At 64.7% G+C, this 24,569-nt stretch carries 24 protein-coding genes; 14 read left to right on the forward strand and 10 right to left on the reverse strand.

Translation table 11 applies throughout. From position 1 onward, the window contains the following. Positions 1 to 40: 40 nt before the first annotated feature. From tal to RVY76_RS00670, 4 genes are all read left to right on the forward strand, one after another. Positions 41 to 970, forward strand: a complete 930-nt coding sequence (tal, locus tag RVY76_RS00655) for a transaldolase (RefSeq protein WP_317375113.1) — start codon at positions 41 to 43, stop codon at positions 968 to 970. Next, positions 967 to 2,418: a xylulokinase gene (xylB, locus tag RVY76_RS00660; protein ID WP_317375115.1), complete on the forward strand. Its 1,452-nt coding sequence runs from the start codon at positions 967 to 969 to the stop codon at positions 2,416 to 2,418. Before tal ends, xylB begins: the two co-directional genes overlap by 4 nt. Before the next feature lie 80 nt (positions 2,419 to 2,498). After that, positions 2,499 to 3,659: a glutathionylspermidine synthase family protein gene (locus RVY76_RS00665; protein ID WP_317375117.1), complete on the forward strand. Its 1,161-nt coding sequence runs from the start codon at positions 2,499 to 2,501 to the stop codon at positions 3,657 to 3,659. Position 3,660: 1 nt separating this feature from the next. Then, positions 3,661 to 4,260 (forward strand): DUF1190 domain-containing protein, encoded by a 600-nt coding sequence (locus RVY76_RS00670; protein ID WP_317375119.1) that lies wholly within the window; start codon positions 3,661 to 3,663, stop codon positions 4,258 to 4,260. A gap of 79 nt (positions 4,261 to 4,339) precedes the next feature. On the opposite strand, the gene katG is transcribed toward RVY76_RS00670, so the two are convergent. Then, the gene (katG, locus tag RVY76_RS00675) at positions 4,340 to 6,547 is read right to left on the reverse strand and encodes a catalase/peroxidase HPI (protein WP_317376686.1); all 2,208 of its coding nucleotides are present in this window, start codon (positions 6,545 to 6,547) and stop codon (positions 4,340 to 4,342) included. 124 nt (positions 6,548 to 6,671) lie between these two features. Between katG and RVY76_RS00680 the strand changes: the two genes are divergently transcribed. The 4 genes from RVY76_RS00680 to RVY76_RS00695 are packed head-to-tail and all read left to right on the forward strand — an operon-like array spanning position 6,672 to position 9,451. After that, positions 6,672 to 7,631 (forward strand): hydrogen peroxide-inducible genes activator, encoded by a 960-nt coding sequence (locus RVY76_RS00680; RefSeq protein WP_317375120.1) that lies wholly within the window; start codon positions 6,672 to 6,674, stop codon positions 7,629 to 7,631. Positions 7,632 to 7,664: 33 nt separating this feature from the next. Further along, positions 7,665 to 8,588: a thioredoxin gene (trxA, locus tag RVY76_RS00685; protein ID WP_317376687.1), complete on the forward strand. Its 924-nt coding sequence runs from the start codon at positions 7,665 to 7,667 to the stop codon at positions 8,586 to 8,588. Positions 8,589 to 8,615: 27 nt separating this feature from the next. Beyond that, on the forward strand, positions 8,616 to 9,263 hold the full coding sequence (locus RVY76_RS00690) for an LON peptidase substrate-binding domain-containing protein (protein WP_317375121.1): 648 nt from the start codon (positions 8,616 to 8,618) through the stop codon (positions 9,261 to 9,263). Then, positions 9,260 to 9,451 (forward strand): Trm112 family protein, encoded by a 192-nt coding sequence (locus tag RVY76_RS00695; RefSeq protein WP_317375122.1) that lies wholly within the window; start codon positions 9,260 to 9,262, stop codon positions 9,449 to 9,451. The genes RVY76_RS00690 and RVY76_RS00695 overlap by 4 nt, the downstream gene beginning before the upstream one ends. Before the next feature lie 7 nt (positions 9,452 to 9,458). Here RVY76_RS00695 and RVY76_RS00700 read toward each other — a convergent pair whose 3' ends face one another. After that, positions 9,459 to 10,679, reverse strand: a complete 1,221-nt coding sequence (locus tag RVY76_RS00700; protein ID WP_317375123.1) for a UbiH/UbiF/VisC/COQ6 family ubiquinone biosynthesis hydroxylase — start codon at positions 10,677 to 10,679, stop codon at positions 9,459 to 9,461. Positions 10,680 to 10,767: 88 nt separating this feature from the next. Here RVY76_RS00700 and RVY76_RS00705 point away from each other — a divergent pair, with 88 nt between their 5' ends. The 3 genes from RVY76_RS00705 (at position 10,768) to RVY76_RS00715 (ending at position 16,315) form a co-directional block, all read left to right on the forward strand. After that, a complete protein-coding gene (locus tag RVY76_RS00705; RefSeq protein ID WP_317375125.1) occupies positions 10,768 to 12,096 on the forward strand; it encodes an amidase in 1,329 nt (442 codons plus the stop codon). Positions 12,097 to 12,213: 117 nt separating this feature from the next. Further along, positions 12,214 to 13,395: an aminotransferase class I/II-fold pyridoxal phosphate-dependent enzyme gene (locus tag RVY76_RS00710; protein ID WP_317375127.1), complete on the forward strand. Its 1,182-nt coding sequence runs from the start codon at positions 12,214 to 12,216 to the stop codon at positions 13,393 to 13,395. A gap of 13 nt (positions 13,396 to 13,408) precedes the next feature. Next, entirely contained in the window at positions 13,409 to 16,315 is a 2,907-nt protein-coding gene (locus RVY76_RS00715; RefSeq protein ID WP_317375129.1) for a DNA translocase FtsK, read from the forward strand. A gap of 62 nt (positions 16,316 to 16,377) precedes the next feature. Here the strand turns inward: RVY76_RS00715 and dps are convergent, their stop codons facing one another. Next, entirely contained in the window at positions 16,378 to 16,863 is a 486-nt protein-coding gene (gene dps, locus RVY76_RS00720; RefSeq protein WP_317375130.1) for a DNA starvation/stationary phase protection protein Dps, read from the reverse strand. Positions 16,864 to 17,016: 153 nt separating this feature from the next. On the opposite strand from dps, the gene RVY76_RS00725 reads away from it, so the two are divergent. Continuing rightward, positions 17,017 to 17,619 carry an outer membrane lipoprotein carrier protein LolA gene (locus RVY76_RS00725; protein ID WP_317375132.1) on the forward strand — a complete coding sequence of 201 codons (603 nt, stop codon included), beginning with the start codon at positions 17,017 to 17,019 and terminating at the stop codon, positions 17,617 to 17,619. 23 nt (positions 17,620 to 17,642) lie between these two features. Here RVY76_RS00725 and RVY76_RS00730 read toward each other — a convergent pair whose 3' ends face one another. Together RVY76_RS00730 and RVY76_RS00735 are read right to left on the reverse strand one after the other, a co-directional pair. Next, entirely contained in the window at positions 17,643 to 18,227 is a 585-nt protein-coding gene (locus RVY76_RS00730) for a lytic transglycosylase (protein WP_317375134.1), read from the reverse strand. An 85-nt stretch (positions 18,228 to 18,312) separates the two neighbouring features. Then, the gene (locus tag RVY76_RS00735) at positions 18,313 to 19,194 is read right to left on the reverse strand and encodes an AEC family transporter (RefSeq protein ID WP_317375136.1); all 882 of its coding nucleotides are present in this window, start codon (positions 19,192 to 19,194) and stop codon (positions 18,313 to 18,315) included. A 78-nt stretch (positions 19,195 to 19,272) separates the two neighbouring features. Between RVY76_RS00735 and hspQ the strand changes: the two genes are divergently transcribed. Beyond that, positions 19,273 to 19,599, forward strand: a complete 327-nt coding sequence (gene hspQ / locus RVY76_RS00740) for a heat shock protein HspQ (protein WP_317375138.1) — start codon at positions 19,273 to 19,275, stop codon at positions 19,597 to 19,599. Positions 19,600 to 19,620: 21 nt separating this feature from the next. On the opposite strand, the gene RVY76_RS00745 is transcribed toward hspQ, so the two are convergent. The 4 genes from RVY76_RS00745 to RVY76_RS00760 form a co-directional block, all read right to left on the reverse strand. After that, complete coding sequence (locus RVY76_RS00745) at positions 19,621 to 20,028, reverse strand: rhodanese-like domain-containing protein (RefSeq protein ID WP_317375140.1); 408 nt, start codon at positions 20,026 to 20,028, stop codon at positions 19,621 to 19,623. 15 nt (positions 20,029 to 20,043) lie between these two features. After that, complete coding sequence (locus RVY76_RS00750; RefSeq protein WP_317376688.1) at positions 20,044 to 21,621, reverse strand: gamma-glutamyltransferase family protein; 1,578 nt, start codon at positions 21,619 to 21,621, stop codon at positions 20,044 to 20,046. Between the two features lie 90 nt (positions 21,622 to 21,711). Continuing rightward, on the reverse strand, positions 21,712 to 22,221 hold the full coding sequence (locus RVY76_RS00755) for an ATP-binding protein (RefSeq protein WP_317375141.1): 510 nt from the start codon (positions 22,219 to 22,221) through the stop codon (positions 21,712 to 21,714). Continuing rightward, the gene (locus RVY76_RS00760; RefSeq protein WP_317375142.1) at positions 22,211 to 22,573 is read right to left on the reverse strand and encodes an STAS domain-containing protein; all 363 of its coding nucleotides are present in this window, start codon (positions 22,571 to 22,573) and stop codon (positions 22,211 to 22,213) included. Before RVY76_RS00760 ends, RVY76_RS00755 begins: the two co-directional genes overlap by 11 nt. 190 nt (positions 22,574 to 22,763) lie before the next feature. Between RVY76_RS00760 and RVY76_RS00765 the strand changes: the two genes are divergently transcribed. Continuing rightward, entirely contained in the window at positions 22,764 to 23,414 is a 651-nt protein-coding gene (locus RVY76_RS00765) for an RluA family pseudouridine synthase (protein ID WP_317375144.1), read from the forward strand. Here the strand turns inward: RVY76_RS00765 and ald are convergent, their stop codons facing one another. Next, complete coding sequence (gene ald / locus RVY76_RS00770; protein WP_317375145.1) at positions 23,415 to 24,530, reverse strand: alanine dehydrogenase; 1,116 nt, start codon at positions 24,528 to 24,530, stop codon at positions 23,415 to 23,417. Positions 24,531 to 24,569: the final 39 nt, after the last annotated feature.

A 24,569-nucleotide genomic window follows, 5' to 3' on the forward strand; every position in this document is an offset into this window, starting at 1 on the left:
CCGCCCCGTGTTTGGACGCTAACGAACGACAGGATCGAAGATGAGCAAGCTCGAGCAACTGCGCGACATGACGGTCGTTGTGGCCGATACCGGCGATGTCGAGGCCGTCCGGCGGCTGAAGCCGCAGGATTGCACGACGAACCCGTCTATCGTTCTCAAGGCGGTAGGCAGCGAGTATTTCGCCGATACCCTGAGCGAAACGATCCAGGCCAATCGCGGCAAGGATCCGTCGATGGTTGCCGATGCGCTGACCGTCGCAGTCGGGGCCGAACTCGCGGGCATCGTACCGGGCCGGGTTTCGACCGAGGTCGATGCGCGGCTGAGCTTCGACGAGAATGCGGCGGTCGACAAGGCGATGCGGCTGATCGAGGCCTACGACAAGCGCGGCATCGGATCCGAGCGTATTCTCATCAAGCTGGCCTCCACGTGGGAGGGAATCCGCGCGGCGGAACGCCTTCAGAAGGACGGTATCGACTGCAACCTGACGCTGCTTTTCTCCATGGCCCAGGCCAAGGCCTGCGCCGATGCGGGGGCGTTCCTGATCTCGCCCTTCGTCGGGCGCATCACGGATTGGTACAAAGCCGCGGAAGGTGTCGAAGGCTATGCTCCGGACGAGGATCCGGGTGTGAAGTCGGTGCGTGCGATCTATGATCACTACAAGTCGAATGGGATCGATACGGTGGTGATGGGCGCGTCCTTCCGCAATGCCGGACAGATCGAGGCACTGGCGGGCTGCGACCGGCTGACGATTTCGCCCGACCTGCTCGACGAGCTTGAGGGGGACCAGGGCGATCTCACGCGCAGGCTTTCGCCCGCGCAGGCGTCGGGCACGGCCACCGCGATCGACGAACCCACATTCCGCTGGGATCTCAACGAGGATGCGATGGCGACCGAGAAGCTCGCCGAGGGGATTCGCAAGTTCCACGCCGATGCCGAGAAGCTCGAACGTCTGATCGCGGAGCGCACATGAGCTACCTCGGAATCGATCTCGGCACGTCGGGGCTGCGTGCGCTTCTGATGGGCGATGACGGCGCGCCCATCGGGTCCGCCGAGCGGCCCTGCGGGGTCAGCAATCCCCGGTCTGGATGGAGCGAACAGGACCCCGCCGAATGGATCGAGGCGCTGGAGGGCGCGGTAGCCGAGCTTGCCGCGAACCACCTCGAGCTGGCCGGTCTGAAGGGGATCGGTGTCGCGGGGCACATGCACGGCGCGACCCTTCTCGACGATGCGGATCAGGTGATCCGGCCCTGCATCCTCTGGAACGATACCCGCTCCCACGAAGAGGCCGCCGGGCTCGACGCGATGGAGGGCGTACGCGATATTTCCGGCAATATCGTGTTTCCTGGATTCACCGCACCGAAGCTCGAATGGGTGCGTCGCAACGAGCCGGAGAATTTCGACCGTGTGGCGAAGGTCCTGCTGCCCGCCGCCTACATGAACCTCTATCTGACCGGAGAGCACGTCACGGACATGTCCGATGCCGCCGGTACCGCCTGGCTCGACGTGGGTGAGCGTGACTGGTCGAACAGGCTGCTTGACGCATCGCACATGCGGCGCGATCAGATGCCGCGCCTCGTCGAAGGGTGTGCACAGGCAGGACAGCTTCGAACCGACCTGGTCCGGAAATGGGGGATCGAGGGGGGTGTCGCCGTCGCGGGCGGCGCGGGCGACAATGCGGCTGCGGCCTGCGGGATCGGTGCGCGGGCCGAGGGGGATGGCTTCCTGTCGCTCGGCACGTCCGGCGTTCTGCTGGCCGCGCGCGACGGTTACGCACCCGTGCCCGAGAGCGCGCTCCATACCTTCTGCCATGCGCTGCCGGGACTGTGGTACCAGATGGGCGTCATGCTTTCGGCGACCGACAACCTCAACTGGCTAGCCAAGATCGCCGGTGTGTCGCCAGCCGAGCTGACTTCGGGCCTCGGAGACGAACCCGCGGCCCCGGGCCGGGTGCGGTTCCTGCCGTACCTTTCGGGCGAGCGGACGCCGCATAACGACGCGGCGATCCGCGGCAGCTTCACCGGCCTCGGCACCGATACGGGCCGCGACGAGCTGACCCGCGCCGTTCTCGAGGGGGTGGCTTTCGGTTTGCGCGACAGTCACGAAGCATTGAAGAGTGCGGGCGGGCATATCGACCGGCTGATCGCCATCGGCGGCGGCACGCGGTCGGACTACTGGCTGCGGGTGATCGCCAATACGCTTGACGTCACCGTCGAGTTGCCTGCGGGCGGCGAGTTCGGTGCGGCCTTGGGCGCGGCGCGTCTCGGGCGGATGGCGACGACGGGCGAGAGCCCGGAAGACGTCGTGAAAAGCCCGGAGATCGGTCTCACCTTCGAGCCGGATGCGAACCTCGTGCCGGCATTCGATGAAGCCTACGACCGATTCCGCGCGGCCTATCCGGCGATCCGCGGTATCCAGTAGGGGCCGCGACCTCCCGGCCCCTGTCGCAGGTCCCGGTTCCGGGATATGGAAAGGGCGCTTGCGAAGGGGGATAGGGTGCCATGCGGCGAGATGAACTGGGTGCGCGGCCCGATTGGCAAGAGAAAGCCGAGGCCGCCGGCTTTACGTTCCACCATCTGGGCGGCCCGCTTTATTGGGACGAAGGGGCGGCATATGCCTTCACGCTCTCCGAGATCGAGGAGCGGTTGGAACGCCCGGCCGAGGAGCTTCACGCGATGTGTCGTGAGGCCGTCGCGCGTATCGTCACCTCCGAAGAATTGATGGAAAAGCTTTCCATCCCCGAAGCACATCGCGATCTGGTCGCGCAGAGCTGGCGGGATGGGGCACCCGAGCTTTATGGCCGGATGGACTTTTCCTATGGCGGGGAAGGGCCCGCGAAGTTGCTGGAATACAATGCCGATACGCCCACGACCCTCTACGAGACGTCGGGTTTCCAGTGGGACTGGCTTGAGGACATGATCGCGACGGGCCGCCTGTCGGAGGGCAGCGACCAGTTCAACGGCATCCACGAAGCCATCGTGGAGCGGTTCCGCGCGATGTTCGAACCCGACACGGACATCCATTTCGCGGCCTTCGAGGATTCGGTCGAGGATTACGCCACGGTCGAAACAATCGCCTGGGCCGCACGCGAGGCTGGGATGGGTGCGCATTTCACCGATCTGCGCAAGATCGGCGTGACCGAGGACGGACAATTCGCCGATGGCGAGGACAGGGTGATCGGGACGCTCTTCAAGCTCTACCCATGGGAGGACATGCTGCGGGACGACTTTGCCGATGCCATCGCCGGATCGAGCTGCCGGATCCTCGAGCCGCCCTGGAAGGCGCTGGTCTCGAACAAGGGGATCCTGCCGATCCTGTGGCAGATGTTCGAAGGCCATCCGAATTTGCTTCCCGCCTTCTTTGCAGGCGAGGAGACCGATGCGCTGGGCCCGTCCCACGTCGAGAAGCCCATCTTCTCGCGCGAGGGGGCGGGGATCCGCATTCATGCAGGCGACGAAAGCGAGGTCTCGTCCGACACCGCCTACGATTCGCATCCCCGTATCCTGCAGGCCTATGCGCCTTTGCCGAAATTCGGGGACGAGCATGTCATGTGCGGAATCTGGCTGGTCGGGACCGAGGCGCACGGGATGGGCCTTCGCGTCGATCACTCTCGCATCACCCAGGATACAAGCCGTTTCCGCCCGCATTATATCGAGGCCTGAGATGACCCAATCGCACCCGATCCGCAAACGCGCCCGCCATGCCCGCGTACTCCTCCTCGGAACCGCGGCGTTCAGTCTCGCCGCCTGCCAGCCTGAGGAGCAGGTGGATACGAACGTGTTTCCCTCGCTTGAGGAATGTCGCGCTCTTGCCGACCTGCCCGAGAACGACTTCACCCCCGAGGATTGCGCCGCCGGATTCGAGGAAGCCCAGGCGATCCACGCCGAGAGCGCGCCGCGCTACGACGATCAGGCCCTGTGCGAGGAAGAGCATGGTGGCGAATGCGTGGTCGAGACGCGATCCGACGGCACGTCGATCTTTCTTCCGCTTCTGGCGGGATACATGATCGGCAACATGATCGGCGGTCGCGGCATGGCGGCCCAGCCGCTCTATCGAACGCAAGGCGGCCGTTTCGCCACCCCCGGGGGCGGTACCACCGTTTCGGGGTTGAGGGGCAATACGCAGCTTCGTCCCAATTCCTTCGCCGCCGCGCCGAACACCAGGGCCGCCGCGCCACTCAGCCGCGCTGCCGTCCAGAGCCGTGGCGGCTTCGGGGCGTCGCGGACCGGTGGCGGTGTCGGGGCCCGCGGCTTCGGCGGCTAGCCAGCGAGGAACCTCGGACAGAAAAAAGCCCCGACGCAGCATTCTGCGCCGGGGCTTTTCGGCTTCGCAAGAACCGCGATCAGGCGGTCAGATCGAAGCGGTCCGCGTTCATCACCTTGGCCCAAGCGGCGACGAAATCGCGCACGAAATGCGCACCTGCATCGGCCTGTGCGTAGACTTCGGAGATCGCCCGGAGCTGCGAGTTCGAGCCGAAGACAAGATCGCAGCGCGTCCCGGTCCAGAGCTCCTCGCCAGTCTTGCGGTCGCGGCCGACATAGGTGGTCGCGCCGTCGCTCTCCGGCTTCCACTCTGTCCCCATGTCGAGCAGGTTGACGAAGAAATCGTTCGTCAGCTGGCCCGGACGCTTGGTCAGGACACCGTGCTTCACGCCGCCCGTATTGGCGTCGAGCGCACGAAGGCCACCCACCAGAACCGTCATTTCGGGCGCGGTCAGCGTCAGGAGCTGCGCACGGTCGACCATGAGCTCTTCCGGCGCGATGGAGTAGGATTGCTCCTGATAGTTGCGGAAACCGTCGGATTTGGGCTCGAGAGGCTCGAAGCTTTCGGCGTCGGTCTGCTCCTCGCTCGCATCAGCGCGTCCCGGAGTGAAGGGAACGGTGATGTCGTATCCCGCATCCTTCGCGGCCTTCTCGACCGCGACGCAACCGCCCAGGACAATCATGTCGGCGAGCGAGACGGGCTTCGAGAATTTCTCGCGGATGCCGTCGAGCACGGCGATCGTGCTGGCCAGACGTTCCGGATCGTTCACCGGCCAGTCTTTCTGCGGCGCGAGACGCACGCGGGCGCCGTTGGCACCGCCGCGCTTGTCGGAGCCGCGGAAGGTCGATGCCGAGGCCCAGGCCGCAGAGACGAGTTCCTGAACGGAAAGACCCGAAGCCAGGATCTGCGACTGCAGCTCGGCTACGTCGCTGTCGGAAACGACATAATGTTCCCATGCGGGGATGGGATCCTGCCAGATCAGGTCCTCGGCCGGCACTTCGGATCCGAGATAGCGAACCTTCGGTCCCATGTCGCGGTGGGTCAGCTTGAACCAGGCGCGGGCATAGGCGTCCGCGAACTTCTCGGGATTGGCAAAGAAGTCCGATGCGATGCGGTTGTAGACCGGATCGACCTTCATCGCCATGTCGGCCGTCGTCATCATCGGCGCGTGGCGCACGCCGTCGCGATGCGCGTCCGGAACCGCATCCGACATCGCGTCATCCTTGGGCTTCCACTGATGGGCACCGGCGGGCGACTTGGTCAGTTCCCACTCGTTGCCGAGCAGCGTCTCGAGATAGGACATGTCCCAGGTGATGGGCGTCGGCGTCCAGGCTCCTTCGATGCCGCTGGTCGTCGTGTGCTCGGAATGCCCGGTCTCGAAGGCGTTCTTCCAGCCGAAGCCCATGTCTTCCATCGCGCCGCCCTCGGGCTCGGCACCGACGAGGCCTGCGTCGCCCGCACCGTGGGCCTTGCCGAAGGTATGTCCGCCGGCGGTCAGCGCGACGGTCTCCTCATCGCCCATCGCCATCTTGGCGAAGGTTTCGCGAATATCCTCGGCCGACTTCATCGGGTCGGGCTCGCCGTTGCGGCCTTCGGGATTGACGTAGATGAGACCCATCTGCACGGCCGCGAGCGGGTTCTCGAGGAACCGGCCCTCGCCGTCATGCGAAAGGTAGCGCTGGTCCTTCGTGCCCAGCCACTCGTCTTCCATGCCCCAGTAGACGTCTTCCTCGGGCTCGTAGATGTCCTCGCGGCCACCGGCGAAGCCGAAGGTCTTGAAGCCCATCGTCTCCATAGCGACGTTGCCCGTCAGGATGAAGAGGTCGGCCCAGGAAATCGAATTGCCGTATTTCTGCTTGATCGGCCACAGAAGGCGGCGTGCCTTGTCGAGATTGCCGTTGTCGGGCCAGGAGTTCAGCGGCGCGAAGCGCTGCGACCCGCTCGACGATCCGCCGCGGCCATCGCCGGTGCGATAGGTGCCGGCGCTGTGCCAGGCCATGCGCACGAAGAACGGTCCGTAATGACCATAATCGGCCGGCCACCAATCCTGGCTGTCGGTCATCAGCTTGGCCAGATCGGCCTTCACCGCCCCGAGGTCGAGCTTCTTGAATTCCTCGGCGTAATCGAAGGCCGGGCCGTTCGGATCGGTCTGCGGCAGGTTCTGGTGCAGGATCTTGAGGTTGAGCTGGTTGGGCCACCAATCGCGATTGCTGCGGCCGCGCGCCGAAGTGGGCCGCGCCGCGCCGTGGGCCACAGGGCATCCGCCCGGATTATCGCTTCCGTCCATCATGTCGAACTCTCCGTTCATTGCAGGGGCCGGTCATAACCGGCCGACGTATCTGGAATCGTTCTAACAGGTCGGGACGATACGTATAAGTTGCGTCTGCATATGGCAGCGATAAGGTGCGCTTATGATGTCGCCCACCCTCAAGCAGATGCGCTATTTCGAAGCGCTTGCACGCCACGGTCATTTCGGTCGCGCAGCCGAAGTGTCCAACATCTCGCAACCGGCCCTTTCGATGCAGATCCGCGAAATGGAGGCTCATCTCGGTATCGCTCTCTTCGAAAGGGGGCCGAAAGCCGTCCGGCTGACCGCATTCGGCGAGACGGTGCGCGAACGCGTGCGCGAGATCCTGCGTGCGACGGACGACATTGCCGACCTGGCAAGGCTGGCTCGGGGCGGTCTGACGGGGCGTCTGCGGCTCGGGGTGATTCCGACGATCGCGCCTTACCTGCTTCCGCGGATCGTTTCGGCAATAGATCCCGAGGGGTCCGGGCTCGAACTCGACATCCGGGAAACGACGACCTCGCACCTTTTGCGAGAGCTTTCGGAGGGTCGGCTGGATACCGCCATCGTCGCGCTGCCCATTTCGGAACCCGGGATCGAGGAGGCCGCGCTGTTTGCCGAGCCCTTCGTGCTCGTCCGACCCGAGGTCGAGGGGGGTGACCGCATGCCCGCCCGCGAAGAGCTTCGCGAGATGCGCCTTCTGCTTCTGGAGGAAGGGCACTGCTTTCGCGATCAGGCGCTGTCCTTCTGCGACATGGGTCCCCGGACATACGGTCTCGACGCGACTTCTCTCGGGACGCTGGTGCAGATGGTGGGCGCGGGAATGGGCGTGACGCTCGTTCCTCAGATGGCCGTCGCGGTCGAAACGCGTGCCGCCCCCGTGGCGATCGGCCGGTTCGACCCGCCCGAACCCGAACGCACGATCGGTCTCATCTGGCGCAGGAGCACACCCCTTTCGGACGAGCTTCGAGCGCTTGCCCTGCGTCTTCGCGATGTCATCGCCGATGACGGGCCCTCGCCGCGGGAGAACGGCCTCGTGCGGGAGGGCGAAACCTTGTCAGACCGGAAGCCGCGCGCCATCTAGATCGCGAAACGACATGTAGATGAGGATGAGATGATGATCGAACTGGGACAGGGCACCGGACAACCTCCTGCCGGAGACCTGATCAAGGACGGCTCCGAGGCGAGCTTCATGGCCGATGTCGTCGAGGCGAGCCAGCAGGTCCCGGTGATCGTCGATTTCTGGGCTCCCTGGTGCGGCCCGTGCAAGACGCTCGGCCCCATGCTCGAACAGGCGGTGACGAACGCCAAGGGTGCCGTCAAGATGGTCAAGATCAACGTGGACGAGGCGCAGTCGATCGCGGCGCAGCTTCGTATCCAGTCGATCCCGACCGTATATGCCTTCTACAAGGGCCAGCCCGTCGACGGCTTTCAGGGAGCGGTCCAGCAATCCGAGATCACGGCCTTTGTCGATCGGCTGGTGCAGCAGGCGGGCGGCGCGGTCGAGGGCGGTGACGGGCTGGCCGAGGCGGTTGCCGCAGCAGACGAAATGCTCGAACAGGGCTCCGTTGCGGATGCTGCACAGACCTATGCGGCGATCATCGGCGAGGCCCCCGAAATGGCCGCGGCCCATGCGGGTCTCGTTCGTGCGCACATCGCGATGGGCGATCTGGAGCAGGCGGAAGCGATCCTGAACGGCGTCGATGCGAGCATCAGTCATGCCCCCGAACTCGAAGCCGCGCATGCGCAGCTCGAGCTCGCCCGTCAGGCCGAAGGTGCGGGTCCGGTGGAGGAGAAGCGCGCGGCGTTGGAGGCCAACCCCGATGATCACCAGGCCCGGTTCGATCTGGCGCAGGGTCTTCATGCGAAGGGCCAGACCGAAGAAGCCGTGGACGAACTTCTAGAGCTTTTCAGGCGCGATCGCGACTGGAACGACGATGCCGCACGCAAGCAGCTCTTCACTATTTTCGAGGCACTTCCGGCAAAGGACCCCATCGCGCTCAAGGGGCGTCGCAAGCTGTCGTCGATGATATTTGCCTGACGGGTATTGCGGTCTAAGTGGCCGGTCATGTTCAAAGCAGCGGACCTCCCCGAGACCATACCCGTGTTTCCGCTTCCCGGCGCGTTGCTGCTGCCGCGCGGGAAGCTCCCCCTGCATATCTTCGAGCCGCGCTATCTGGCGATGATCGAGGATTGCATGAAGACTCCGCATCGTCTGATCGGGATGGTGCAGCCGCGAGACGTGCCCGAAGGGGCCGAGAAGCGACTTCACTCCATCGGATGTGCCGGACGGCTGACCGGCTTTTCCGAAACGGAGGACGGCCGCTACATGATCACCCTCTCCGGCGTGTCTCGGTTTCGCGTCAAGAGGGAGACCGAGGGGTTCGAGCCCTATATCCGGTGCGACATCGGATGGGACGCATTCTCGCGCGATCTGGGCCAACCCGAGCGCGACGAAGGCTTCGACCGGGAACGCTTTCTGGGCTTGCTCGGGCGATACTTCGATGCGGAAGAGCTCAAGACCGACTGGGATTCGCTGTCCGATGCCGAGGACGAGCTGCTCATCAATGCGTTGTCGATGCTCTGCCCGTTCGAGCCCGAGGACAAGCAGGCGTTGCTCGAGGCACCGACCCTTTCAACCCGCCGCGAGACATTGGTCACGCTGATCGAATTCGCCCTCCGCGGCGGCGGCAACGACGAAGAGCGGATGCAATGAGCGACCCGTCTGACCAAGCCTATGACCGCAAGATGCTCGAGGCGCTCGTTTGTCCACAAACGCAGGCCCCGCTGCATTACGATGCCGAGGCGCAGGAGCTGATCTCGAAGGCTGCCCATCTGGCCTATCCGATCCGCGACGGAATCCCGATCATGCTCATCGACGAGGCCCGCGCGATCGACGATTGATCCGCGATCAGATCGGCCGTCCCGAGAGGAGTGCGGGCCGGTCACCGGTCAGTCCCGCCGCCTCGCGGATGAAAGTCCGCCGCAGACCCGGCAATCTGTTCACGACAGCCAGTCCCGTATCGCGCATCAATCTAAGCGCGGGATTGTCGTTGGAGAACAGGCGATTGAATCCATCAGTCGCAATGGCCAGTGCATTCACGTCGAACCGACGCCATTGTTCGTATCGCGCAAGCACGTCCGCGCGTCCGATCTCCTCGCCGCGACGCCGCGCGAGGATCAGGACTTCGGCAAGGGAGGCCACGTCGCGCAGCCCGGCGTTGAGACCCTGTCCTGCAATCGGATGCACGTTGTGCGCCGCATCGCCCGCAAGCGCGATGCGTGGGGCCACGAAACGCTCGGCGACACCGAGGCTCAGCGGATAGGTGAACCTCGCTCCGGCGAGGGAGATATCGCCGAGGAAATCGCCGAAGCGGGGTCTCAAGACTTCCAGATAATCCGCTTCTGGCAGTTTCATCAGCGTATGCGCGCGTTCGCTTCGCTCGGTCCAGACAATCGAGGAGCGATCACCTTTGAGCGGAAGGATCGCAAGTGGTCCTTCGGGGAGGAAATACTGATGCGCGGTGCCGTGATGCGGGCGTTCATGCGCGATGGCGGCGACGAGCGCGCTTTGCCCGTACTCCCAACCCTGCCGCCGTATCCCGGCCCGCGCGGCCACGCCCGAACGACGACCGTCGCATCCGACAAGGACCTGGGCACGCAATGCCTGCCCGTCATCAAGTGTGACTTCGATGCCCGACGCATCGACACGCTGTCCCGAAACAGATGCACCGTTCAGGGCCGTGATTCCGGTCTCATCCGCAACAGCATCGAGAAGGGCAGGGCGCAGATGCCGGTCCTCGACCATGAAGCCCATCGGCCCTTCCTCGATCTCGGCATGGTCGAATTCGAGCGTCAGAGGCGACGGCCCCGATCCCACGCGCCCGTCGCTGATGCGGATGTCGAGGATCGGCTGCGCGCCCTCACCGAGCACCGGCCACAGATCCAGCGTGGAAAGCATCGTCTTTGACGCTATCGACAATGCGTAGGATCGTCCGTCGAAGCCCGGATCCGCACGCCGCTCCGAGCGTACCGGATCGACGATTGCGACGGATAGCCCGCCCCGGGCGAGGGCGAGAGCAAGGGTGCAGCCGTTGAGGCCGCCGCCCGCGATGACGACGTCATAATCCATCCCCCCTGACTATGGTGCCTGCGGTACCATTGTCCATGCGCCGGTCTGCCGCTACCACGGATCGGGAACCGGATGGGGAGGGCGCGTGATGGACTATCCGAGACAAGCTACGGCCGCTGCGTTGGGCCGCGCCATCGGCGCAGGCGATCTCGACCCCGTCACCCTGACCGAGACGTTCCTCGAAGCGGCCCTGACGCATCCGCACCGCGAAGACATCTATGCCCGCCTGACCGAGAATCGCGCCTTGTCCGAAGCAGTCGCGGCACGTGCGCGGGCGCGGGCGGGCACGCGCCGCGGACCGCTCGACGGTGTACCCATCTCCTGGAAGGATCTCTACGACAGCGCGGGCACGGCGACCGAGGGCGGCAGCGCCCTGCTGATGGGCCGCGTTCCGGATCGCGATGCGGAAATCCTGCGCAATGCTACTGCCGCCGGCCTTGTCTGTCTCGGCAAGACCCATCTGAGCGAACTTGCCTTTTCGGGTTTGGGCTTCAATCCACGAACGGGGACACCCCCCAATCGCAACGATCCGGACGCCGTGCCTGGCGGTTCGTCTTCGGGAGCCGCCGCGTCTGTCGCGTTCGGGCTTGCGGCGGCCGGGATCGGTTCCGATACCGGCGGCTCGATCCGGCTGCCCGCCGCGTGGAACGACCTTGTGGGCTTCAAGCCTGCGCATGGCGCTTTGCCGATGGCCGGGGCGTTGCCGCTTTGCCCGAAATTCGACACCGCCGGACCGCTTGCCAGAAGCGTCGAGGATGCGGCGCTGCTCTTTTCCGCGCTGTCCGGGCGGACTGCTCCGGATCTCAAGACCGCGCGAATCGACGGGATGCGGCTTCTCCTGCTCGAGACCGGTGCGATGGAGGCGCTCGAGGCCCCGGTCGCGCACGGGTTCGAGAGCGCCGTCTCAAGGCTCGAGTCCGCAGGCGCAAGGATCGAACGCCGTGAACTTCCGCTGGTCGCGCGCGCTGCCGCGCAAAGCGCCACTGTCTTCGCGGCCGAGGCCTACGGCACCTGGCGCGAGACGATCGAGGCGGATCCGGACGTGATGTATCATCAGGTCCGGACCCGCTTTCGTGCCGGGGGCGATGTCTCGGCTGCCGATTATGTTGCGGCCTGGCATGTGCTCGATCAGGCGCGGCACGATTATGCGGCCGCGACGGCGGGTTTCGATGCGGTGATCCTGCCGACCTGCCCAATCCTGCCGCCGAAGCGCGACCGCCTGGAGGCCGACGACGATTACTACGTCGAGCGCAACCTCATGACGCTGCGAAATACGCGGATCGGCAATCTGCTCGGGCTGTCCGGCATCACGCTGCCGACCGGTACGCCGTCGGTGGGCATTCTTTTCCAAGGGTTAGCGGGGAACGAGGCGCGGCTTCTGCGGCTCGCCCACGCCGCCGAACGTGTCCTGACCTAAAAGTCACAGGGACGCGGAGGGGGTCGATTTCGGCCTCCGGCCACTGGACCGTTCTCCCCCGCTCGGGCTAGTCTCACTTCCAAATGGGACGACAGATCCCGTATCCCGAGGCACGATATGCAGCTCCCCGCGAGGTTTCAGACCCTGCCGGCCTATGCGTTTCCGCGTTTGCGGGAGCTTCTCGACCCGCATCCGGGCGGTGGCGAGCCGATCCACATGACGATCGGCAACCCGCGTCACGCGTCACCCCCTTGGGTGATGGACGTGGTTGCTGAACATGCCGCGAGCTTTGCGAATTATCCTCAGAACGACGGCACGGACGGGTTGCGCGCGGCCATCGCCGGATGGATCGATCGCCGCTACGGCGCAACGGTCGATCCGGCGGGCCAGATCCTGCCCCTCAACGGGACGCGCGAAGGACTCTTCAACGCCGCCGTGGCGATCTGTCCGGAACGGAAGAACGGCACGACCCCCGTCATCCTGACACCCAACCCGTTCTATCAGGTCTATGCCGTCGCCGCGCTCGCGATGGGAGCCGAGCCGCATTACGTTCCAGCGACCGAGGCGACTGGTTTCCTCCCCGATTACGCAAGGCTCGACCGCGAAATCCTCGACCGGACGGCCATCGCCTATATCTGCTCTCCGTCGAACCCGCAGGGTGCCGTGGCAGATGCCGAATACTGGCGGACGTTGTTGAACCTCGCAGAGCGGCACGATTTCCGCATTTTTGCGGATGAATGCTATTCCGAGATCTACCGGGACCGGGCCCCGACCGGCGCGCTCGAAATCGCGCAGGAAATCGGCGCGGATCCCGAGCGCGTCGTGATTTTCAACTCGCTGTCCAAACGATCCAACCTTGCCGGGTTAAGGTCGGGTTTCGCCGCTGGCGGCCCGAAGACGCTCGCCGCGATGAAGCAGCTCAGGAACTACGCGGGCGCGCCGCTTCCGACGCCGCTGCAGGCCGTCTCGGAGCGTGCCTGGTCGGAAGAGGCGCATGTCGAGGCGAGCCGTGCGCGCTACGCCACGAAATACGACATCGCCGACAGCATTCTTGGCGAGGTGCCCGGCGCGGCCTCGCCGCAGGCGGGCTTCTTCCTCTGGCTTCCGGTCGAGGATGGCGAGGCAGCCGCGCTGAGGCTCTGGCGTGAGACGGGCGTGAGGGTCTTGCCCGGTGCCTATCTCTCGCGCGATGTGAACGGGGCAAACCCGGGTCGCGGCTACGTTCGCGTAGCGATGGTGGCCGAAGAAGACGAAATGGCACGCGGACTGACGGCGATCCGCGACTGCCTCTACGCATGAGAACGAGGTAACGATGGCTTATTCGACGCGCGGGCGCGACCCTCTCTTCGACAGCAATACCCAGGCTGCGCTCGAGCGGCGCGGCCGCGAGCTTCTGGGCATCGTGCTGATCGGGGTCGGAATCGCCTGCGCGCTTATGCTCGCGAGCTATGCGCCGGACGATCCGAGTTGGCTGGCCGCGACGTCCGAGCCTGCGCGCAACGTTCTGGGCCGCCTCGGCGCCTCCATCGCCTCGCCGCTCCACGTCATCGTCGGCTGGGGCGCTTGGGGCTTTGCCGCAACCTTTCTGGTGTGGGGCGGGCGGTTCCTCTTTCATCTTGGCGAGGAGCGGGCGTTGTCGCGGGCTCTCTTCGCACCGATCGCCATCGCGCTTCTGTCGGTCTATGCCTCGACCCATGTTCCTGGACCGAACTGGGGCCATTCCTTCGGGCTGGGCGGGCTTTTCGGCGATACGGCGCTCGGCACGCTTCTGGGGCTTCTGGGTGTATCCGGAGCTTTCGGGCTCAAGATGACGTCGCTGGGTACGATGATCGCCGCCCTCGTCATGGGCGGGTTCGTTCTGGGCTTTGACCGGGCCGAGCTTCGCGGGATTTCGTCGTGGCTGCTGCGCGGCACGATCATGGCCTATGTCGGGCTCCTTTCGATGCTGGGGCGCGCGCGGACGACGGCCATCTCGGGCGCGGGAGCCGGGCTTCAGGCCGCTGCGCAAGCCCGGGCGGCCCGCGCCGAGCGCCGCGCGGAGCTGTCCGAGACGCCGAGCGTGACGCCGCTCGAGACTCCCGAAACCGAGGCACCCCGCAGGCTCATCCCGCGCTCCAGCTATACCCCCGAGACACGCTGGACTGACGAGGAAGAGGAAGATGACGAGGATATCGTGATCGAACGTCCCTCGCTTTTCGGACGGATCACCGGTGCCCTGCGTCCTGCCGAAACGCCCGAGCCCGAAGTCGCGCCCGATGGCGACGAGCGCATCCGCTCGAAGATCAGCGACGCAATCCGCTCGCGCGCCCGTGCTCAGCCGCGTTTCAATGCCGCCGCGCATACCGGTCGGGCCGAGCCGACGCTCGTCCGTCGGCATCCGCGCGGGCCGAAGCCGCTGCGCTACGATCAGCCGCCCACGGTAAGCACTCCGCCGGCTCCCGCACCGCGCGCGCCGATGGAGGAAATCGTCGAAGACGATCATATCGATCTGGACGATCGTCCGCTCGCCTATGCGGAGGCGGAGGAGGCACTGCAGGAGAGCTCGACGCCCGAGATCGATTCCACCCCCGAGCCGCGTCCCGCCGCGCGCGAGAGCGCGAAGCCCGTGGTGCAGCACAATCCACGCCGCGCGGAAAAGCCCGTCGCCCGTACCCGCGCGGCAGAGGCCTCGCCGACCCCCGCCTTCGAGGCCGGCGACAGCAGCTACGAGACGCCACCGCTATCGCTCCTGGCGAGTCCCGATACCATTACGCGGCACGTGCTGAGCGATGAGGCGCTTGAGGAGAATGCCCGGATGCTCGAGAACGTGCTCGACGATTACGGCGTGAAGGGCGAGATCGTGAGCGTTCGCCCTGGCCCCGTCGTCACGATGTACGAGCTCGAACCCGCTCCGGGCCTCAAGGCCAGCCGCGTGATCGGTCTGGCGGACGATATCGCCCGGTCGATGTCCGCGCTTTCCGCGCGGGTCTCGACCGTGCCGGGGCGGAGCGTCATCGGCATCGAACTTCCGAACGAGCATCGTGAGATGTGCGTCCTGCGCGAGATCCTGTCGAGCCGCGATTTCGGCGACGGCAACCACCGCCTGCCGCTCGCGCTCGGAAAGGATATCGGTGGCGATCCGGTGGTCGCGAACCTTGCCAAGATGCCCCACCTGCTGATCGCCGGGACCACCGGGTCGGGCAAGTCGGTGGCGATCAACACGATGATCCTGTCGCTGCTCTACAAGCTCACTCCGGACGAATGCCGGATGATCATGATCGACCCCAAGATGCTGGAGCTCAGCGTCTATGACGGCATCCCGCATCTTCTCTCACCCGTCGTCACCGACCCGAAGAAAGCGGTCGTGGCCCTCAAATGGGTCGTGGGCGAGATGGAAGAGCGTTACCGCAAGATGTCGAAGATGGGCGTGCGCAACATCGAAGGCTATAATGGCCGCGTGCGCGAGGCGCTGGGCAAGGGCGAGATGTTCGAGCGCACGATCCATACCGGCTTCGACGAGGAAACGGGCGATCCGATCTACGAGACCGAGGAGATCCAGCCCGAGATCCTGCCATTCATCGTCGTCATCGTCGACGAGATGGCCGACCTGATGATGGTCGCGGGCAAGGAGATCGAGGCTTGCATCCAGCGCCTTGCACAGATGGCACGGGCCTCGGGCATCCATCTCATCATGGCGACGCAGCGTCCATCGGTCGACGTCATCACCGGCACGATCAAGGCGAACTTCCCGACGCGGATCAGTTTCTCGGTCACGTCGAAGATCGACAGCCGCACGATCCTGGGCGAGCAGGGGGCCGAACAGCTTCTGGGCATGGGCGACATGCTCTACATGGCGGGCGGGTCAAAGATTACCCGCGTCCACGGGCCCTTCTGTTCCGACGAAGAGGTCGAGGAGATCGTGAACTACCTGAAAGGGTTCGGTCCGCCGGAATATATCGGCGGCGTGGTCGAAGGTCCGCCCGAGGACAAGGGCAGCGATATCGACGCGGTACTGGGCCTCGGATCCAGTGGCGGCGAGGGTGGAGAGGACCAGCTTTACGATCAGGCGGTCGCGATCGTCATCAAGGATCGCAAATGCTCGACCTCCTACATCCAGCGCAAGCTGGCCATCGGCTACAACAAAGCGGCCCGTCTGGTGGAGCAGATGGAAGACGAGGGCGTTGTTTCCAGTGCGAACCATGTCGGCAAACGTGAAGTGCTGGTGCCGGAACAGGCCTGAGCGCATGAAAAAGGCCCGCCGGAAAGGCGGGCCTCAAGCTGTTCATTCAGCAAGTTCTCGACTCAGGCCGGGGTCGGAGCGTTCGCACCGATGAACCATGCATCCTTGTCAATCTGACGCGACACCTCGGTAAACAGGTCCTCGGTATCGTCGTCGCCGATCTCTCCGGCTTCCTCGAGCGCTGCGCGGACCTTTTCACCCACGTCGAGGAACCGCTCGCGCAGGGCCTCGATATGAATCTGGATCTCCTTTTCCTCGACCGGGTAGGCCGCCATGGTCGTCTTCTCGGCCACGACTTCCGTCGTACCGCGCGCGATACCACCGAGGATCACGGCGCGTTCCGCAATCAGGTCGGAGCTTTCGCGCAGCCGGTCGGCCACGTCGTCGAGAAGCTCATGCACGCCGATGAAGCCGGGACCGCGCAGGTTCCAGTGGGCCTGCTTGACCGCGAGGGTAAGCGAGATAACGTCGCTCAGCCGCGCGTTCAGGAGGTCGACGATCTTGCCACGGGTATTGTCATTCAGTCCGGCGACGAAAGCTTCGGGCATATCTGTATCTCCGCTTGTTCCAAATCTGTCGACCGCACAAAGCCCGATAGCCGGGCTTGGTTCCGCGATGGCGGGCGGTTGATATTGCGTGACATTGGTGATCCGCCACAGAGCCCTTATATCGACTGCCAACTTGCCACGGACGGAGTTCCCATGCTGACCAAACGCCAGTTTCTCGCCACGAGTGTCGCGGCGATCGCTGCCGGACCGGCCTTGGCCGCGCCGATTTCACTCGATGCGCTCTCGCGGTATCTCAATGGTCTGAGTACGGCCGAAGCGGATTTCACCCAGATCGCACCGGACGGGTCGATCTCGACCGGCCGGATCTACATCCAGCGTCCGGGGCGCGTCCGCTTCGACTACAATCCTCCGGAAGAGACGCTGGTGATGGCCGGCGGCGGGCAGGTCGCGGTTTTCGACGGAAAGTCGAACTCCCGCAGGCCCGAACAGTATCCCCTAGCCCAGACACCGCTCAACATCATCCTGGAGCGCAACGTGAACCTCGCGCAGCGCAACATGGTGGTCGGTCATCGTCAGGAGGGGGCGAAGACGATCGTGACAGCGCAGGATCCGCAGAACCCGCAATACGGCCAGATCGAGCTCGTCTTCACGGCCAATCCGACGCAGCTCAGGCAGTGGGTGATCGTCGACGGGTCCGGGAACCGCACAACGGTTGTCCTGGGAGATCTGACGACCGGCGGCAGCTTTCCGTCGCGGTATTTCTCGATCAATTCCGAGATCGCCAGCCGGAGCTGAGCCCCGGCTTCCGGCCTGCCGCTTCAGAGCTTGCGGCAGGCCCTCAGCTGATCCTCGTAGCGGCGTGCGCGGGTCGCCACGCGGCCTGCGACCGAGACGAGCCAGGGCTTCGCGTTGTAGCTGCCCCGCGAGTATCCGGTGCGACCCTCGTGATAGGCGAGATACTGATTGCGCGCGTCGTTGCGGGGAATGCCGAGGCGGCTGGTCGATTGGGCCATGTACCAGCCCATGAAGTCCGTCGCATCGCGGATATCGTCCCGACGCGCGCGCCTGTTTCCGGTATCCTGCTTGTATTCGTCCCACGTGCCGTCGAGTGCCTGGCTGTAGCCGTAAGCGGAACTCTGACGGCCCATAGGGATGACGCCAAGAGAGAACTGCAACGGCGTGCGGGCGTTGCCAATGAATTTCGACTCCTGATGGATCGTCGCCATCTGCACGGGGATCGGTATGCCATGACGCCGCTCGGTCTGACGCATGGCCCGCAGGTAATGCGGACGTTCGTCGAGGATGGCACAGGCGTTTTCAAGGTCTCGAGGCGCGGTCCGTTCGCTGCTGCCGCAACCGGCGACGAACAGCAAAAGAACGAGGGCGCGGATTTTTCTGCTCATCTGCCGCTCATTCGTTTGTTCTTGGGTTTTTTGAGAAAAAGCCTAGCCCAGATCGGGCAAGCGATAAACCTGCAATCGGTCCGGCTCAGATCACAAAAGCAAGGGTGAGCGGCAGGGTCGCTATGCTGAGCGCGGTCGAGACGACGACCAGCCCCGCCACTGCCTCGGCATCTGCGCCATATTTCTGCGCGAGAAGATAGCTCGTCACCGCGACAGGGGTCGAGAGCTGTACCACGAGCACAGCGAAGGCCGACGGTGGCAGGTCGAATGCCACACCGACACCCCATCCGATCGCCACGCAGATAACTACCTTTGCGAGCGACAGAAGGACGGGCAGGGTGAAACTGCGCGGGTTGAGCCGCGCGACCGCCACGCCCAACGTGATGAGCATGAGCGGAATGGCGAGTTGTCCGATCAGGTCGAGAGTGTTCTCGACGACGGTGGGAAGCGTCCAGCCGCGCCAGAGGAACAGGGCCCCCAAAAGCGTGGCCCAGACCAGCGGCTCGCGCAGTGCCTTGTTGAGCGATCCGCGTCCCGCGACCATCCAGATCCCGAGCGTGAAGGAATAGATCGCCATGATCGCGAAAACCACGACAGCGTAGCCGAGCCCCTCGTTCCCGAATGCGAAAAGCGCGAGTGGCAAACCCAGATTGCCGGTATTGCCGTAAATGAGCGGCGCGAGAAAGGTCCGCGCATCGAGTCCGCCGATCCGGACCATCAGTACCATCGCACCGGTCACGAGCGCATAGGCCGCGACCGTCGCGATCGATAGCGTGGCCAGCGCGTCAGGCGCAATCTCGGTGTCGGTCAGCGCGACGAAGATCAGGCACGGGATCGACAGCGTCATGGCCAGCCGCGTGACGAACTCGATCTGGTAATCCCAACCCGCCCGGACCCAGACGAACCCTATCGCCGCAAGGATGAAGACAGGCGTGACCACCTCTCCAACTGTCAGGATCACGTCCACAATCTGTTTCTCCCGTCCGGAGATGCTAAGCGTTGCTTAACGAATTTGCCCGGACTACATGTCCCCGCGGAGGTCGAGATGCTCAAGGCACGTGCACGTTATCATCTGGGACAGATCGTCCGTCATCGCAAGCATCCCTTTCGGGGGGTGGTCTTCGATGTGGACGCCGAGTTCAACAATACCGAAGAATGGTATCAGGCCATTCCAGAGGACGTGCGCCCCGTGAAGGATCAGCCCTATTACCATCTGCTCGCCGAAAACGATCAGAGCTACTACGTGGCCTATGTCTCGGAGCAGAACCTCATCGCGGATTACTCGGGGCAACCCGTGGATCATCCGGATCTCGAGGATTTCTTCGGCGATATCGAGGACGGAACCTACCCGCTTCAGTTCCAGATGAACTGATGCAGGTGTCGGGCTTCCGCGTCACCGCGACGGCTGGGGGTCAGTCTCTTTCTCGACGGGATATCCGGCAGCGGCCCAAGTCTGGAACCCGCCCGCCATCTCGGCGACGTCATCGATCCCCATATCGCGCAACGTCTTGACCGCCAAAGCCGATCGCCACGCTGCCGCGCAAAAGAGGATCAGCGTCCGGTCGGTGGCAAGCCGCGGATCGTGCCACGGGCTTGCAGGATCTGCGCGGAATTCGAGCATGCCGCGCGGCACGTGGATCGCGCCGGGGATCCGCCCGGCCTGTATCAGCTCCTCTGCCTCGCGCAGATCGACGAGCAGAGCACGATCCTCGACGGTGGCGCGAAGCACCTCTTCCATGGAGAGGACGGTGATCTCGGCCTTGGCCACGGCCACCATTTCGGCGACGGATGCGATCGTCATCGGTCCCTCCCTCGGTCAGTAGCCTAGCGCGCAACCATCCTTGCGCGGATCGGATCCACCAACCAGAACGCCGTCCTCGCCGATCCCGATCGCCTGCGCGCCGCCGATTGCGGTCTCGGGCTCGGCCACGTCGTGTCCCCGGCGGGTCAGCTCATCACGCACTGCGTAGGAATAGCCTCTCTCGACATTGAGCTTTCCGGCGTCGGGGAAGCAGCGAGGCCCGTCGATCGCCTCCTGCGGATCCATCCCGTAATCGGCAATGTTACTGACGAATCGGGCATGGCCGTTGGCTTGATAGGCACCGCCCATCACTCCGAACGGCATGACAACCCGGCCCTCGCGGCGCAGCATCGCGGGGATGATCGTGTGCATTGGCCGCTTGCCCGGAGCACCTTCGTTCGGATGCCCCTCCGTGAGCGAGAACCCCGCGCCGCGATTCTGAAAAAGGATGCCGAACTTGTTCGACGCGATGCCCGATCCGAACGGATGGAAGATCGAGGAAATGAGGGATACCGCCATTCGGTCGCGATCGACCACGGTGATGTAGATGGTATCGCGATGGATCGCCTCGCTGATCTCGGTCGCCGAGACCATCGCCCGGTCCATCTCGATCAGCGCGGCGAGCCTGTCGGCCGTTTCGTCGTTCAGCATGTGGTCGAGGCGGGTGGCATGGCGGGGATCGGCAAGGAACCGGTTGCGCGCATCGTAGGCGAGTTTCGTCGCCTCAGCTTCGATATGGGCGCGGTCCGCCCCCCAGGGATCCATCGACCTCAGATCGAAGCGTTTAAGGATATTGGCGAGAAGGATCGCCGTGGCACCCTGCCCGTTGGGCGGGTGTTCGACCAACTCGTAGCCGCCGTAATTCCCCACAATCGGATCGACGTAATCGGATGCGACCGAGGCGAAATCCTCGAGCGTGTGATTGCCACCCGCCGCACGAAGCGCGGCCACCATATCCTCGGCTATTTGCCCTTCGTAGAAAGCGTCGCGGCCGTCCGCCGCGATCCGGCGCAGCACTTCGGCCTGATCGGGCGCGCGGAACATCCGACCCGCCTGCGGTGCCTCGCCATCGAAGAGAAAGCGATCCCTCGCGCCACCCTGGAGCGCGCCGGCCTCGGCGCGCCAGTCGAAAGCCACGCGGGGTGCGACGGGGATACCGGCCTCGGCATAGTAGATCGCGGGTGCCAGCGACATGGCAAGGCCGGCACGGCCGTGGTCTTGCGAAAGCCTGCAGAAACCGTCGACAGCACCCGGTAACGTCACCGAATGTGCACTGCGAAGCGGTACGGTCGCATTCCCCTCGCTGCGGAGCCGTGCGGCATCGAAGGCAGCTGGCGCGCGTCCCGATCCGTTCAGTGCGACGATCTCGCCCGTCTCGGGATTGGAGACGAGCGCGAACATGTCGCCGCCGATCCCTGTCATCTGCGGCTCGGCGATGCCGAGGAGAACGGCCCCCGCGATGGCCGCGTCGACCGCGTTGCCGCCCGCCTCGAGGATCTGGACCGCGACCTTCGCGGCAAGTGGGTGGGAGGTGGCGCACATGCCATTGGCGGCGTGGACCGCCGATCGTCCGGGCAGGTGAAAATCGCGCATCATACCTCTCCGTTCCGCGGAATTCGCGTCACGTTAGGCAATGAACCGGTGATTGCCAATGCATGGCATCGGTGACGGAAGCGGTGCCCCTCAGCAGCTCTGGACCTTGCGTCCCACATCGATGCGGAACGACAGCCGGTTGCGTTCGCCCACGCGCAAATAAGCAAGGTCGTGGCTCAGCTCTCGGATCAGGAACCAGCCAAAGCCGCCTTCGGCCGCGTCCTCGATCGGAGGGGGCGGGTCGGGATAGGGCATGGCGCAGTCCGGCATGGCAAGTCCGTCATCCAGCGCCACGCAGAAAAGCCCGTCGGGGTCGTGCGTCACGTGCAGCTCGATCATGCCCGCCGCATCGTCGGGATAGGCGTGCTCGCAAATATTGTTCATTACCTCGGCGAGGACGAGTTCCACTGTGCTGCATTCATCCTCGCTCAGCCTTAGATGCTGCAGGCCGCCGAGGGTGGAGCGCAGGGCATCGCGCACGGCCATGGGATTGCTGGGAAAAATGACCCTAAGCTCGTTGCGCCAGGATTCACAGATTACGTCGCGCCTCTCGGCCTCGCGCGTCTGCTTCTTTTCTCCGGTGGACAAGTCAGTACGCATGAGCCTGCCGAACCTGCTGTTCGGCCGGCCCTTCGATGGCCGGAATGGCGTGATGGATCGTGAAGATCTGTTCCATCCGGGTCAGCCTGAAGACTTTCGCGACAGCGGGCGACAAGCCCGAGAGCTCAAGCCGCTGAAGCGGAGCAAGCTGCTTCTTCGCCCCGATCACGGCACCCAGGCCGGAGCTGTCTAGGAATTGGACATGCTGCATATCGAGGATGACCCGGGCGGGGCCGTCCTGCGCGGCATCGCGAACCGAATCCTTGAACTGAACCGCCACGGCTGCATCCACCCGGTCGGCGAGAACCCTGACGATCATCGCGTCCTCGATCATGAGAATATCGAATTCCATTCGGTCATTCCTCTACTCGTCCAGACATGGTTCTAGGGGAGGATCGTTAACCGGTAATGAAGGAAATCGGGAAACGGAGATGCCGTATGCGGTTCAGGTCTGGCCCGCGCACACGGCCGACCCTAGGATGGCTGCGCTCCTCCAGTGCCGCTCACAGGCCCCCCTCGGAGCAAGGGATCTTCACCGCGCCATGGAATCTTCCGTTTCCGATACGATCTACGCTCCGCCCCGGGCGCCGATCGACATCTTGCACCGCGACGACGATCTGCTGATCGTGGCCAAGCCCGAGGGGCTCCTCTCGGTGCCGGGGAAGGGGGAGGCGCTCGCCGATTGTCTCGAGACGCGTCTCCGGGCCGACGACCCGCAGGTTCTGCTCGTGCACAGGCTCGATCGTGACACGTCCGGGGTCATGGTCTTCGCGCGCAACCGCGCCGCGCAGCGCCATCTCGGTCTGCAATTCGAACGGCGTCATCTGTCGAAGGGATACGTTGCGCTTGTCGAGGGATACGTCGAGGAGGAGAAGGGAACGATCGACCTGCCGCTCAAGGCGGACTGGCCGAACCGCCCGCGCCAGATGGTCCATCCGGAGGGGCGGCACGCCATCACGCATTGGCGGGCTATCGAGAGGGGGAACGGTGCGACTCGCATGGCGCTTCACCCCGAGACGGGGCGCGCGCATCAGCTGCGCGTCCACATGTGCAGCCTTGGCCATCCGATCCTCGGCGATCCGCTCTATGACGGACCGGATGCTCCGCGCATGATGCTCCATTCCGAAACGCTGGAGCTGCGCCACCCGACCGGCGGCGAGCGGCATACCTTCCGCGCGCCGCCGCCGTTCTGATCAGGCGAGCACGTCCGACAGCGCCAAAGCATCGCGACCGAGCGCCTGGGCTACCGGTGCGTTGGTGATCCGGCCCGCATGTACGTTAAGGCCCTGCGCCAGATGCGGGTCCGCGCGGCAGGCCGCCTTCCATCCCGCATCGGCGAGTGCGAGCATGAACGGCATCGTCGCGTTGCCAAGCGCGATGGTCGAAGACCGCGCGACCGCCCCGGGCATGTTCGCCACGCAGTAATGCATGATGCCGTCCACGTCGTAGACCGGGTTCTCGTGCGTGGTGGGCTTCGACGTCTCGAAGCAGCCGCCCTGATCTATCGCCACGTCCACGAGGACCGCGCCCGGCTTCATCGTCGAGAGCATGTCGCGGGTGACGAGCTTCGGGGCCGCGGCCCCGGGAATCAGGACCGCACCGATTACCATGTCGGCCTCGGCCACGATCTCGGCGATGTTGCCACCCGAGGCATACCGCGTGTTGAAGTCACGCGAGAACATCTCGTCGAGTTGCCGCAGGCGCGGCAGCGAACGGTCGAGGACGGTCACGTCCGCGCCCATCCCGGCTGCGATCCGTGCGGCATGGGTGCCGACGACGCCACCGCCGATCACCGCAACGTTGGCGGGCGTCACGCCCGGTACGCCGCCCATCAGGACCCCGCGGCCGCCATTTGCCTTCTGCAGCGTCCAGGCTCCCATTTGCGGCGCGAGCCGTCCCGCCACCTCGGACATCGGGGCGAGAAGCGGCAGGCCGCCACGCGCATCCGTCACCGTCTCGTAGGCGATGCAGGTCGCTCCCGACGCCAGCAGGTCGTCGGTTTGTGTCGGGTCGGGTGCCAGGTGAAGATAGGTGAAGAGAAGCTGCCCTTCGGAAAGCATCTTGCGCTCACCCGCCTGCGGCTCCTTCACCTTCACGACCATCTCGGCTTCGCCGAAGATCGCCTCGGCATTCTCGACGAGCCGCGCACCTGCCTCTTCGTAGGCGGCGTCCGTGAAACCCGCGCCTTCGCCTGCGCCCTTCTGGACCAAGACTTCGTGGCCATGGCTCACGGCCTCACGTGCGGCATTGGGCGTGATCCCCACACGGAATTCCTGGGGCTTGATCTCTGTCGGGCATCCGATGCGCATGTCACGTCTCCTCGCTGAATGTCTTTCTACCAAGCGTAG

It is taken from the genome of Palleronia sp. LCG004 (assembly GCF_032931615.1).
Lineage (GTDB): Bacteria > Pseudomonadota > Alphaproteobacteria > Rhodobacterales > Rhodobacteraceae > Palleronia.

Bases quoted from the DNA above. Each gene is read 5' to 3' on its own strand.
- RVY76_RS00700 (WP_317375123.1), bottom strand. From the start codon at position 10,679: ATGGATTATGACGTCGTCATCGCGGGCGGCGGCCTCAACGGCTGCACC.
- hspQ (WP_317375138.1), top strand. From the start codon at position 19,273: ATGCTCAAGGCACGTGCACGTTATCATCTGGGACAGATCGTCCGTCAT.
- trxA (WP_317376687.1), top strand. From the start codon at position 7,665: ATGATCGAACTGGGACAGGGCACCGGACAACCTCCTGCCGGAGACCTG.
- RVY76_RS00710 (WP_317375127.1), top strand. From the start codon at position 12,214: ATGCAGCTCCCCGCGAGGTTTCAGACCCTGCCGGCCTATGCGTTTCCG.
- dps (WP_317375130.1), bottom strand. From the start codon at position 16,863: ATGCCCGAAGCTTTCGTCGCCGGACTGAATGACAATACCCGTGGCAAG.
- RVY76_RS00760 (WP_317375142.1), bottom strand. From the start codon at position 22,573: ATGGAATTCGATATTCTCATGATCGAGGACGCGATGATCGTCAGGGTT.
- RVY76_RS00715 (WP_317375129.1), top strand. From the start codon at position 13,409: ATGGCTTATTCGACGCGCGGGCGCGACCCTCTCTTCGACAGCAATACC.
- RVY76_RS00705 (WP_317375125.1), top strand. From the start codon at position 10,768: ATGGACTATCCGAGACAAGCTACGGCCGCTGCGTTGGGCCGCGCCATC.
- RVY76_RS00680 (WP_317375120.1), top strand. From the start codon at position 6,672: ATGATGTCGCCCACCCTCAAGCAGATGCGCTATTTCGAAGCGCTTGCA.
- RVY76_RS00745 (WP_317375140.1), bottom strand. From the start codon at position 20,028: ATGACGATCGCATCCGTCGCCGAAATGGTGGCCGTGGCCAAGGCCGAG.
- RVY76_RS00695 (WP_317375122.1), top strand. From the start codon at position 9,260: ATGAGCGACCCGTCTGACCAAGCCTATGACCGCAAGATGCTCGAGGCG.
- xylB (WP_317375115.1), top strand. From the start codon at position 967: ATGAGCTACCTCGGAATCGATCTCGGCACGTCGGGGCTGCGTGCGCTT.
- katG (WP_317376686.1), bottom strand. From the start codon at position 6,547: ATGGACGGAAGCGATAATCCGGGCGGATGCCCTGTGGCCCACGGCGCG.
- RVY76_RS00665 (WP_317375117.1), top strand. From the start codon at position 2,499: ATGCGGCGAGATGAACTGGGTGCGCGGCCCGATTGGCAAGAGAAAGCC.
- RVY76_RS00725 (WP_317375132.1), top strand. From the start codon at position 17,017: ATGCTGACCAAACGCCAGTTTCTCGCCACGAGTGTCGCGGCGATCGCT.
- RVY76_RS00755 (WP_317375141.1), bottom strand. From the start codon at position 22,221: ATGCGTACTGACTTGTCCACCGGAGAAAAGAAGCAGACGCGCGAGGCC.
- RVY76_RS00765 (WP_317375144.1), top strand. From the start codon at position 22,764: ATGGAATCTTCCGTTTCCGATACGATCTACGCTCCGCCCCGGGCGCCG.
- ald (WP_317375145.1), bottom strand. From the start codon at position 24,530: ATGCGCATCGGATGCCCGACAGAGATCAAGCCCCAGGAATTCCGTGTG.
- RVY76_RS00690 (WP_317375121.1), top strand. From the start codon at position 8,616: ATGTTCAAAGCAGCGGACCTCCCCGAGACCATACCCGTGTTTCCGCTT.
- RVY76_RS00730 (WP_317375134.1), bottom strand. From the start codon at position 18,227: ATGAGCAGAAAAATCCGCGCCCTCGTTCTTTTGCTGTTCGTCGCCGGT.
- RVY76_RS00670 (WP_317375119.1), top strand. From the start codon at position 3,661: ATGACCCAATCGCACCCGATCCGCAAACGCGCCCGCCATGCCCGCGTA.
- tal (WP_317375113.1), top strand. From the start codon at position 41: ATGAGCAAGCTCGAGCAACTGCGCGACATGACGGTCGTTGTGGCCGAT.
- RVY76_RS00750 (WP_317376688.1), bottom strand. From the start codon at position 21,621: ATGCGCGATTTTCACCTGCCCGGACGATCGGCGGTCCACGCCGCCAAT.